The sequence below is a fragment of the Pseudomonas sp. F007 genome (genome assembly GCF_057814275.1).
Genome location: NZ_JBVATA010000018.1, coordinates 1 through 11877, shown reverse-complemented (window position 1 = coordinate 11877; position 11877 = coordinate 1). Strand labels below are relative to the sequence as shown.

Sequence of the window (11877 nt, the reverse complement as noted above, 5' to 3'; positions counted from 1 at the left end):
GGCGACGTGTTCGAGAACGCGAGCCCAACCTTCACTGTCAGCATCAACCAGGCGTTGAAAGATGACCTGATCGTCAAGCTGAGCGGCGATCACGGCACCGTCACCATCAAGGCCGGCCAGACCTCGGTCATCTACACCGCACCGATTCAAGGCGATGACGTCTACAAAGACGGCGGTCCGCTGAGCGTGTCCATCGACAGCGCCAGCGTACCGGGCAAAGTCTTTGAAGACCTGCAGCTGAGCAAAGAGCCAGGTGTGGTGCAGATCAATGACACCGTAGACACGGTCACCGTCAGCATCAAAGGCAACGGCGACGTGTTCGAGAACGCGAGCCCAACCTTCACCGTCAGCATCAACCAGGCGTTGAAGGATGACCTGATCGTCAAGTTGAGCGGCGACCATGGCACCGTCACCATCAAGGCCGGCCAGACCTCGGCCACCTACACCGCTCCGATCCAAGGCGACGACGTCTACAAAGACGGCGGTCCACTGAGCGTGTCCATCGACAGCGCCAGCGTACCGGGCAAGGTCTTTGAAGACCTGCAACTGAGCAAAGAGCCAGGTGTGGTGCAGATCAACGACACCACCGACACCGTGACGGTCAGCATTGCTGGCAATGGTCCTGTGCTGGAAAACGCCAACCCGACCTTCACTGTCAGCATCAACCAGGTGTTGAAGGATGACCTGATCGTCAAGTTGAGCGGCGACCATGGCACCGTCACCATCAAGGCGGGTCAGACCTCGGCCATCTACACCGCACCGATTCAAGGCGACGACGTCTACAAAGACGGCGGCCCGCTGAGCGTGTCCATCGACAGCGCCAGCGTACCGGGCAAGGTCTTCGAAGACCTGGAACTGAGCAAAGAGCCGGGTGTGGTGCAGATCAACGACACCGTGGACACGGTGACGGTGAGTATCAAAGGCAACGGCGACGTGTTCGAGAACGCGAGCCCAACCTTCACTGTCAGCATCAACCAGGCGTTGAAAGATGACCTGATCGTCAAGTTGAGCGGCGACCATGGCACCGTCACCATCAAGGCCGGCCAGACCTCGGCGATCTACACTGCGCCAATCCAGGGTGATGACGTCTACAAAGACGGCGGTCCACTGAGCGTGTCCATCGACAGCGCCAGCGTGCCAGGCAAGGTCTTTGAAGACCTGCAACTGAGCAAAGAGCCGGGTGTGGTGCAGATCAATGACACCGTGGACACGGTCACCGTCAGCATCGCCGGTAACGGTCCAGTGCTGGAAAACGCCAATCCGACCTTCACCGTCAGCATCAACCAGGCGTTGAAAGATGACCTGATCGTCAAGCTGAGCGGCGATCACGGCACCGTCACCATCAAGGCCGGCCAGACCAGCGCGATCTACACCGCGCCGATCCAAGGCGACGACGTCTACAAAGACGGCGGTCCACTGAGCGTGTCCATCGACAGCGCCAGCGTACCGGGCAAGGTTTTCGAAGACCTGCAACTGAGCAAAGTGCCGGGTGTGGTGCAGATCAATGACACCGTGGACACGGTCACCGTGAGCATTGCTGGCAATGGTCCTGTGCTGGAAAACGCCAACCCGACCTTCACCGTCAGCATCAACAAAGCCCTGGCCGATGACCTGATCGTCAGGTTGAGCGGCGACGCCAGCGTCACTATCAAGGCCGGCCAGACCAGCGCGATCTACACCGCGCCAATCCAGGGTGATGACGTCTACCTGGACGGCGGCCCGCTGAGCGTCACCATCACCGGCGCCAGCGTGCCGGGCAAGGTCTTCGAAGACCTGCAACTGAGCAAAGTGCCAGGTGTTGTGCAGATCAACGACACCATCAGCGATGTCGTAGCCAAGCTGAGCGTGGACAAAACCTCTGTCGCCGAAGGTGGACAGGTCACCTACACCGTGACCCTGACGAATGCCGCTGGCATGGAACTGAAGAACCATGGCGACCTGACCTTCAAGCTCAGCGACGGCACTCTCATCACCGTGCCGGCGGGCGCGGCCAGTGGCGGCTCCACCACTACGGCCAAGGACAACATCTACGTCAACGATCCGGTAAACGTGGTCAATAAAATCGAAGAAGTGACTGGCACTCACAACTACGAAAACCTGGTGTTGAACAAAACGCCAATCACCGTCACCGTCAGCGACGAACCGGCGGCCGAAGCCGACCAGACCGTCCTGAGCATCAGCGGTGACAAGTCGGTCATTGAAGGTCAAAGCGCGCACTACACGCTGAACCTGACGAACAAGTCGCAAACTGAAGTGACGGTTAACCTCAAGTACAGCGGCACCGCGGCCAATGGCAGCGACTACCAGGGTGTGCTCCAGGTCAAGATTCCGGCCGGCGCCAGCAGCGTCAACTTCGACATCAAGACCCTCATTGACCATGTGGTCGAAGGCACCGAGAACTTCAAGGTCACCATCGATTCGTTCAGTGGCGGCGGCTTTGAAAAGCTGGTGGTGGGCGAAGATAGCGTCAGGACCGACATCCTCGATAACGACCACGCGCCGGCAGCCACTGGCGGTGCAGTCACCGGTGTCGAAGACACCACCCTGACCCTGAACTGGGCCAACTTCAATATCAGTGACGTCGACGGCGACACTCCGCTGGGTGTCACCATCACCGGGCTGCCGGCCAATGGCAGTCTGTTGTTCAACGGTGTCGCGGTCACCGCAGGCCAGACCATCAGCCAGGCTGATATTCAGGCCGGCAAGCTGACGTTCAAGCCGGCCCTCAATGAATCGGGTGTCGACGGTTACGGCGGCAACGGCGTGGGCAATCAGAAGGCGGACTATGCGCAGATCAAGTTCAAGCCAACCGACAGCTTCAACCTGGGCAGCGAAGCAACCCTGAAGGTCGACATCACTCCGCAAGCCGACGCGCCGACCCTGAGCATCGCCGGCACCAACGTCGCCTCCACGGGCCTGATCAAGGAGACCTGGACCGGCCTCACCGCCCTCAACACCGGCTACAACGGTGTGGGCAGCGGTGCACCGACCAACACCCTGAAATCGGTGATCGATGCGGCAGGTACCGCCAACAGCAAAACCACCGTGAGCGATGTGCAGGAAAGCAGCGTGACCGCCGGTATCGCCTCGAAAACCTCGGGCCTGATCTACCTCGAGGCGGGCAAGGTCTACACCTTCACCGGCAGCGCCGACGACAGCCTGCTGATCACCATCGGCGGACAAAACGTGGCCAGTGCCCTATGGGGTGCCGGCGGCTCGATCAGCGGCTCGTACACGCCGACCACCAGCGGCTACTACACCCTGGACATCTACCACCACAACCAGAGCGGCCCGGGCAGCTACGACGTCAACCTCAAGGTGGACAACGGTCCGACGCTCGACCTGAACAATGCCGGCGTGCCGATCTACACCGGGGTCACCGACCTGATCAACGCTGGCGTGACGGTCTCCGACCTGCATGGCAGCAATGGCGAGGGTTACTACGACGGCTACAAGCTCAATACCGGGCCGGAAGGCGGCAGCATCAAACTGTCGGCAATCACCACCGAACTGACCGACCGCGACGGCTCCGAAAGCCTGAGCGTGAAGATCGGCGGGATTCCGGCGGGCTCCGTACTCAGCGATGGCGCGGGTCACACCTTCACCGCTACCGCGGGTAATGGCGAGGCGAATGTCACTGGCTGGAGTCTCGGCTCGCTGACCATCACCCCGCCGCCGTACCTCAGCACCTCGTTCAACCTGACGGTGACTTCGACTTCGACGGAATCGCTGGGCGGCTCGGCGCCAACCTCGGCGACGCTGCCGGTCACCATCTTCCCGGCGACGTACAACCCGATGGTGGGGACGACCAAGGACGACACTATTGCCGGCACCGACAGCAACGACATCATCGTTGCCGACGTCGCCGGCCTGAACGTGGTTCAGGGCAAGAACTACAACATTGCGTTCATGGTCGATACGTCCGGCAGTATGGACAGCTCGATCTCGGCAGCGAAAAACTCGTTGAGCCAGATGTTCAGCGCGCTCAAAGCGAGCCTCGGGGCGAATACGTCGGGGACGGTCAACATCTTCCTGGCGACCTTCGATGACACGGTGAACACCACTGTCACCGTCAACCTGAATGACTCGGGCGCGCTGGAACAACTGCAGGCGGTCGTCAGGTCGATGGCATCCGGTGGCGCCACCAACTACGAGGACGTGTTCAAAACCACCGCCAACTTCTTCCAGAGCACGGTCGCCAAGGGCAATACCGGCGCCACCAACCTCACCTACTTCATCACTGACGGTAAGCCGACCTATTACCAGGGTAACGAGTCGACCAACCCGATAGTGGTGGATTACAAGAACTCCAAGACCACTGACGGCAGACTGGATGACTACCTCAACGTCAATAACTACAAGTTGGGCGATACCGCTTACATCACCCTGAGTGGCATTAGCCGTCAGTTGATTACCAGCAGCGGCAAGGTCAACAAGTGGGTCGAGGACTCGAACGGTAATTGGGAAAAAGACGGCACCATCGGCACCATTCGCGCACAGGGTGATGGCACCTATGAAATTTCCTCCACCTATGGCGGAGGCAGCTACACCGACGACAGTACAGCCTCTAACGCCAGCAGCAGCTTCCTGTTGCTCAGCAAACTGTCATCGGTCGAAGCGATCGGCCTGAACGGTGCCATCAAGACTTCCGACCTGAGTCCGTTCGACACCGACAACAAGCCACAAACCAACATCGACCCGAGCAACCTGGCCAACGCCATCCTCGGTCACACCGAGGCAACCCTGCCGGGTGCCGACACGGTCAATGCCGGCGATGGCAACGACATCATCTTCGGCGACCTGGTGAGCTTCAACGGCATTGCCGGCGAGGGTTTCCAGGCGATGCAGGCGTTTGTCGCCCAGGAAACCAAGGTCGACATCAGCAAAGTCACCGCCAGCACCGTGCACCAGTACATCACCGAGCACTACAACACGTTCGATGTGTCCGGCTCCCACGACGGCATCGACAACCTGCTGGGGGGTGCCGGCAACGACATCATCTTCGGCCAGGGTGGCAACGACATCATCGATGGCGGCAAGGGCAATGACATCCTGCTCGGCGGCACCGGCAACGACACTATGTACGGCGGTGAAGGCAACGACATCCTGATCGGCGGCACAGGCAATGACATCCTGTCCGGCGGTTCGGGTGCCGATACCTTCGTCTGGCGTCAAGGTGACACCGGCAACGACGTGATCAAGGACTTCAAGGCCAGCGAAGGCGATCGCATTGACCTGCGTGACCTGCTGCAGGGCGAGTCGGCGAGCACCATCGACAACTTCCTGAAAATCACCACGGTTGAAGGCGTGTCGACGTTGCAAGTCAGTTCCGAAGGCAAGCTCAATGCGGCTGGCGGTATTGCCAACGCCGATGTGACGATCAAGCTGGAAGGCAACAACTGGTCGGGTCAGAGTGTCAATTCGCTGGTGGTCGGTCTCGACCCAACCATCAAGATTGACCATAACAACAGTTGATCAGGCCACCGGAGACCGCTCGCAAGGGCGGTCTCCGGGCGTGTCTGGGTGACGATTGCCGCGAAGCACCGCATACTCGCCTGCGTTGGCCTATGCTGCTGACGGCACGACGCTGGTTCATTCATGAGGGATTCTCGATGTTCTACGTGCAACGTGATGCACAGGGCTCGCTGGTGCGCGTGGAGGCGGCGCCGTACGCCGAGGCGACGGAAACTCTGGCCGCCGACCACCACGATATCCAGGACTGGTTCAGCGACGAGCTGGTGGAAAACAGTCTCAAACAGCTGAAACAGAGCGACCTGGAGATGATCCGGGTACTCGACGACCTGATTCAGGTGCTGACGGAAAAAGGCGTGATTCGCGTCACCGACCTGCCACCGGCGGCACAGGCCAAGCTGATGGACCGCAACCAGGCACGTGAAGTCCTGGGCGGCTTGAGCCAATTGATCAATGAAGAAGAAAAAGGCTTGATCTGACGCCGGCAGCACCCCGACCAACGGGGTGTGCTGCGCGTTATCCTCACTGCCAGGGTTGCGGCTCGCCGAACAGTTGGCCCTGCACCCCGAACAGCCCCATCTCGCGAATCACCTGCAGCTCGCCGGCGGTTTCCACGCGCTCGGCAATCAGCGGCAAGTCGATGCTGTGGGCAGCGCGCTGGATCGCTTCGATGAACAGGCGCTTGTCGCTTTCCTGGTCGATGGCGCGGATATAGCTGCCATCGATCTTCAGGTAGGCCAGGCCCAGCCGCGAGAGGTTGCCGATCATGCTGAAGCGCCCACCGAAGCGTTGCAGGCTGAGGCTGAAGCCGAGCTCGCGCAGGCGTTGGGTCAATTGTTCGAGCACCGCTTGATCGGGTAATTGCTCTTCGCCGATTTCCAGGGTCAGGCGCGCACCCAGGTCGGAATGCTGGCGCAGTATCTCGAACACCTTGTTCAGCGCCTGCGGGTCCGCCAACGTTGCCGCGGACAGGTTCAACGCCAGCGACTCGCTATGTCCGGCCATTTGCCTCAACACCTCTTCGAGCATCAGCCGGTCGAGGCGCGCCATCCAGCCGAAACGCTCCAGCCACGGCAGGAAACGTCCTGCCGGAATGGTCTGGCCCTGTTCGTCGAGCAGGCGCGACAGCACTTTGTAGTGCAGTACCAACTGCGGATCCTGGCTGGCAACCACCGGCTGGAAGTACAGCTGGAAGCGCTGTTGAGCGAGCGCCTCGTCAAGCAGCCTGTGCCAGGTGTGGTGGTCGTCAGCGACCGTCGCCGCAGCGTGATGATCGAGGCACGCCCAGTTCGACTCGCCCTCGCCTTCCGCCTGCGACAAGGCCTGGTCAGCCAGGGTCAAGACCGCCTGCGGGGTGTCTCCATGGGCGAACGGCGCGAGGCCGATCGCTGCCACCGACGCCACGTCCGTTGCACCCGTGGCGTGCAGGCTGGCCAGGGCGCTGTCCAGGCCCTGCGCCAGTTGCAGGGCTTCTTCGCGGACCAGACCCGGCGCCAGCACGGCGAATTCGCCCCCGCGGATGCGCGTTATCAGGTTCTGGGTTTCCGGGTACTTGGCGCAAGTGCGTGTCAGTTGCTCGCCGACGGCCTGCAGCAATTGGTCAGTGCGTTGTCCGCCCAGACGCTGGTTCAGCCCTGCCAGGTCCTTGACCCGCAACAGCAGCAAGTAACCCGAACTGGCCTGCTCGGCACTGCTCACCCGGGCATTGAGTTGCATCTCGAAATAACGCCGGTTGGCCAGCCCGGTGAGGTTGTCCTGGTAGGATTCGGCGCGCAGTTTCTCGCTGCGCTCGGCCTGCTCCTGGAACAGCGCCTTGAGCTTTTCCACCATCTGGTTCATCGCCTGCACCACCCGTCGCAGCTCGGGGGTGCGCGGCAGCTCGGGCAGGCTGAGGAATTCACGCCGGGCGATGGCGTGCGACTGCTTGACCATGTAGTCCAGCGGCTTGAGTTGGCGGCGCAACAACAACGCCCCCAACACCGCGCTGACCGCCCCACACAGCAGCAACCAGCCCAGGCTACCCAGGGCGCTCTGCCAGAGCTTGGCCACGGCAAACATCGGATGGCTGACCACTTCGACCCTGGCCGCCTGCTTCCAGCCCCGACTGACCAGGGCATCGCCGCCCGCCGGTTCCAGGCCGATCAATTTGACGAACCATTGCGGCACCGTGCTGACGTCAGGCGCCCCGCTGCGCTCGACGATGGCCGTGTCGGTCTTGAGGTCGACCACCCGGATGCTCGCGTAGTAGCCGCTGTCGAAGATCGAGCTGACCAGCAGCTCGACCATGGCCGGATCGTCGATGTTCGGCGTCAGTGACAACGCCAGCGCCGTGGCAGCGTCCTGCGCATGGGAGCGCAGCTGATTGACGTACTGGGTGCGCGAGCTTTCCAGGCTGACCATGAAGCTGCCAGTAAAGGCCACCACCAGGAACAGACAGATAGCGATCAACAACTGTTTGAACAAAGACATCCGCGTGCATGCTCCTAATGGGTCGTCTCGGCCGGAAATCCTTCGGCCTGCATTTTTTTCAGTACATCCTGCCAACGGGACAGGCGCTTGGTATCGCCGACCTTCTGGTTACCTTTGCCCGACAGCCACAGCCCTTCGGCGTTGAAGGAGTAGACCGGCAACAGGTCGGTACGCTGGCTGGCGGGCGAAATCGTGTCGACCAGGCTGTCGAGTACCAACGGCATGGCGTCGGGGCTGGCGTAATAGGTCAGGACCATGTGCGCGCGGTTCTGGCGCAGGGCCTTGACGTAGGTAATGCGCAGTTTGTCACTGGACACTCCGAGGTGACGCAGGCTGAAGTACTTGGCGATCGCATAGTCTTCACAATCGCCGGCGCCCTTCCACAGCCCTTCGATGGGCGTCTCCCAGTAATCCACCTGGCGCCACAGGTCGATGTCCTCCACATAACGCATCTGCTTGTTGAAAAACAGATTGACCACCTTGAGCTGCTCCAGCTCCGGCGTCTGCTGTTGGCTGGCCAGCAGGTGCTGCCAAGCGTCGATCCGCTGTTTGCCGTCGCCCAGAGGCCCGTACAGCGCTTCGGCGCGCCGGCTGATCAGCGAGAAGTCCCAGTCGGCCTGCAAGGCACCCAGCATGACGCTGCCGATCAGCAATGCCGAGCACAGCCAACGCAGGGTCCGAGGGAGAGCGAAACGTGCCAGCAATGCAGTGATTCCGAAGGGCGACGGGCAATCGAGGGATGGTGCAGCCTGGACTGGCAAAAGACAATGGCACACTGCAATCAGTCCCCGCGAGCTAAACTTATGAGGTGTTCAGCGATTGAACGCAGGGTGTTTATCCACTGTAGGCATCAGTGGCATGAATCGCCGGAAAAAGGCATTGTCGCAGCCGTTTGACAAGGTAATATCCAGCCACTAGTGTGCATTGGATCCAATCTATCGCCGTCGGAGGCCGCCGTCGTGGCGCAAAAGCCCAACCCTCTCAGCAGCATTACGGTCAATGGACCGATTCCCGCACATCTGGCGCGCGCGGTGATTGAGGAGACGTTGCGCTCGGCCATTCTCGACGGCCGCCTGCCCTGCGGCATGGCCCTGCGTCAACAAGACCTGGCCGACCTGTTCGGCGTCAGCCGCATGCCGGTACGCGAGGCCTTGCGCCAACTGGAAGCGCAATCGCTGCTGCATGTGGTCGCGCACAAAGGTGCGGTGGTAGCACCGCTGATCGAGGGTGATGCTGCCGAGACCTACGCGCTGCGTATCCTGCTGGAGTGCGAGGCCTTGCGCCTGTCGATTCCGCTGCTCGATGACGACGATTTCGCTGAAGCCGCCAGCCACATCGAACACCTGGACAACGAAAGCGACTACGCCGAAATCGGCCGACTCAACCGCCTGTTCCACATGGCCCTGTACCGCAAGGCGCCCAATCGCAGGTTGTTGAGCCTGATCGAAACAGGCCTGTGGGAGGAAGAGCGCTTCCTGCGTTTCAACCTCGGCGCCATGGGCCTGGGCAAACTCACCCAGGATGATCACCGTGAGCTGCTGCGCACCGCACAGGCCCGGGACATCGACCTGTGCGTGGCAAAGCTGACCCATCACCTGAACCGCGCTGTCGAGGTCATCACGCGCTACCTCAACAGCCTCGAGCCCCCTGCGCAGAAATCCGTCAGATCTTGAAGCTGTCCACCAACTGCTTCAGGCGTCCGGCCTGCAGGGACAAGGCGTCGCAATCCTTGAGCGTTTCGTTGAGATTGGCCACGCCTTGCTGGTTCAGCAGATTGATCTGATTGATGTCCACGTTAAGCGTTTCGACCACGGCAGTCTGCTCTTCGGTCGCGGCAGCCACCGACTGGTTCATGCCATCGATCTCGGTAATCCGCTGGGTCACGCTGACCAGCCTCTCCCCCGCCTGATTCGCCACTTCCACACTTTGCTCGCTGGAGACCTGGCTGGCATTCATGGTCGACACCGCTTCGCGCGAGCCGACCTGCAGCGACGTGATCATCTTGTGGATTTCTTCAGCCGATTCCTGGGTGCGATGGGCAAGGTTGCGCACCTCGTCCGCCACCACCGCAAAACCGCGCCCGGCCTCCCCGGCACGCGCCGCTTCAATGGCCGCGTTAAGTGCCAGCAGGTTGGTCTGCTGGGAGATGCCCTTGATCACGTCGAGGATGTGCCCGATGTTGTCGGTGCTGGCGTTCAGGGTCTCGATCTGGGTGCACGACAGGCTGATCTTCTGTGACAACTCGGTCATCGCCAGAATGGTCTGTTCGACCACCAGCCGACCGTCATCAGCCTGATCGCTGGCACCGCTGGCGTGTTGCGAGGCATCGGCGGCGTTTCGGGCGATTTCCTGGGTGGCAGCGCCCAGCTCATTGATGGCCGCGGCGACACTGTTGGTCCGCGCGCTTTGCTCATCGGAGCCGACCAGCGAGGCGTTGGACGATGCCATGACCCGTTGCGACAGGTCATGCACCTGGCGCGTAGCGGACGAGACTTCACTGATCGAGGCGTGAATGCGCTCGACGAACTGGTTGAAGGCTCCGCCCAGTTCGCCGAACTCGTCTTTGCTTTGCACGGCGAGACGCCGGGTCAGGTCGCCCTCCCCCTGGGCAATATCCTGCATCGCACGGCCCATGGTGGTCAGCGGACGCATCAGTACCTGAATCAACAGGCTGAGGAGCACTGCAATCGCGCTCACGGCGACAAACATGGCAATCAGGGCCGAGGTGCGGAATTTACCTAGCGCGGCGTAGGCCTTGTCTCGATCGATCGACAGACCGATGTACCACTGTGCATTGGGCAAGCCGCTGACCGGGGTGAAGGAGAGAATCCGATCCTGTTGATCAAGACGCACGTCCTGGTTGCCCTGGCCGATCTGCACATTGGCCCCCGGGTAGATGTCCTTGAGGTTTTTCATTACCTGGGTTTTATCCGGGCTGACGATCACCTGACCGTCGGCACTCACGAGAAACGCATGGCCGATGCCGCCGAAATCCACCGCATTGATGATGTTGACCAGGGTTGCCAGGCTCAAATCACCACCGACCACGCCCAGCAACTCGCCGTTCTTCTTTACCGGCATGGCGATGGTCACCACCAACCCGCCTACTGCAGCCATGTACGGCGGCGTGAGCATGGTCCGATCGGCAGCGACGGCCTGGCGATACCAGGGACGCTGGCGAGGATCGTAACCCTCGGGCATCTTCGCGTCGGGGCGCTGGGTAAACGCACCGTTGACCTGGCCCACGTAGGTGAACTGGAAATTCGAGGTGAAGGCGGATTGATCGACCAGCCCTGGCAGATCGGCGGTGGCGCCCTGGTGCGCGACGTTCTGCGCCAGGCTTTCGAGTACCAGAATGCGTCCGCTGAGCCAGTTCTGCACGCTACTGGCGGTCAGTTCACCCGCCTGCTGGACCGAGGAATCCAGGTTCTGCTGGATGGTCTTGCGCTGCAGGTAATCGTTGTACAAGGTGAACAAGGCAAATGCCAGGACCACTACGCCTGAAGCGGCCAGGAGGATTTTATGGCTGAACTTGAGATTCATGTCAGGGGACTTCTCATGCAAAGAGTAGGGATGCGTTCCGAATGAGCTCATAGGCCGCTCTGGGGCTGCTCTACTTTGGTGCGCGCATGTCTCCCACAGTCTTTCGGCACCAACCCGGGAAAACTTAGGCTTTTATGCGGGGGGCGGTGCAATCTCTGCAAAAACCCGTTAATTATTGAACTAGAGCGTTCGCAGCCGGGCTTTACAGGGGACGGGGGCGATTCTTTCTGCCCTGAAACGACAAAACCCCTGTCTGCGATGCAGACAGGGGTTTCGGAATTTAATCTTGACGATGACCTACTCTCACATGGGGAAACCCCACACTACCATCGGCGATGCATCGTTTCACTGCTGAGTTCGGGATGGGATCAGGTGGTTCCAATGCTCTATGGT

At 60.7% G+C, this 11877-nt stretch carries 6 protein-coding genes, 1 rRNA gene and 1 pseudogene; 3 read left to right on the top strand and 5 right to left on the bottom strand.

What is annotated here, in order from left to right; genetic code table 11:
• The coding region (locus ACZYR5_RS29500) for an immunoglobulin-like domain-containing protein (RefSeq protein ID WP_489107626.1) at window positions 1-5475 on the top strand (5475 nt) is incomplete at its 5' end.
• Between the two features lie 137 nt (window positions 5476-5612).
• Window positions 5613-5951 (top strand): tryptophan synthase subunit beta, encoded by a 339-nt coding sequence (locus ACZYR5_RS29495; protein WP_489092903.1) that lies wholly within the window; start codon window positions 5613-5615, stop codon window positions 5949-5951.
• 43 nt (window positions 5952-5994) lie between these two features.
• On the opposite strand, the gene lapD is transcribed toward ACZYR5_RS29495, so the two are convergent.
• A complete protein-coding gene (gene lapD / locus ACZYR5_RS29490; RefSeq protein WP_489092904.1) occupies window positions 5995-7941 on the bottom strand; it encodes a cyclic di-GMP receptor LapD in 1947 nt (648 codons plus the stop codon).
• 14 nt (window positions 7942-7955) lie between these two features.
• Window positions 7956-8645 (bottom strand): cysteine protease LapG, encoded by a 690-nt coding sequence (gene lapG, locus ACZYR5_RS29485; protein WP_489092905.1) that lies wholly within the window; start codon window positions 8643-8645, stop codon window positions 7956-7958.
• A gap of 255 nt (window positions 8646-8900) precedes the next feature.
• Here lapG and ACZYR5_RS29480 point away from each other — a divergent pair, with 255 nt between their 5' ends.
• The gene (locus ACZYR5_RS29480; protein ID WP_489092906.1) at window positions 8901-9614 is read left to right on the top strand and encodes a GntR family transcriptional regulator; all 714 of its coding nucleotides are present in this window, start codon (window positions 8901-8903) and stop codon (window positions 9612-9614) included.
• On the opposite strand, the gene ACZYR5_RS29475 is transcribed toward ACZYR5_RS29480, so the two are convergent.
• From ACZYR5_RS29475 to rrf, 3 genes and pseudogenes are all read right to left on the bottom strand, one after another.
• A complete protein-coding gene (locus tag ACZYR5_RS29475) occupies window positions 9604-10389 on the bottom strand; it encodes a methyl-accepting chemotaxis protein (protein WP_489092907.1) in 786 nt (261 codons plus the stop codon). The two genes, ACZYR5_RS29480 and ACZYR5_RS29475, sit on opposite strands and share 11 nt — an antisense overlap.
• A gap of 69 nt (window positions 10390-10458) precedes the next feature.
• Window positions 10459-11484: pseudogene (locus tag ACZYR5_RS29470) on the bottom strand (HAMP domain-containing protein); the annotation flags it as partial.
• A gap of 284 nt (window positions 11485-11768) precedes the next feature.
• Window positions 11769-11877 (bottom strand): 5S ribosomal RNA (gene rrf, locus ACZYR5_RS29465); the annotation flags it as partial.

Excerpts from the sequence above, each read along its gene's own strand:
- ACZYR5_RS29495 (WP_489092903.1), top strand. The coding sequence starts at position 5,613 with ATGTTCTACGTGCAACGTGATGCACAGGGCTCGCTGGTGCGCGTGGAG.
- lapD (WP_489092904.1), bottom strand. The coding sequence starts at position 7,941 with ATGTCTTTGTTCAAACAGTTGTTGATCGCTATCTGTCTGTTCCTGGTG.
- ACZYR5_RS29475 (WP_489092907.1), bottom strand. The coding sequence starts at position 10,389 with ATGGCATCGTCCAACGCCTCGCTGGTCGGCTCCGATGAGCAAAGCGCG.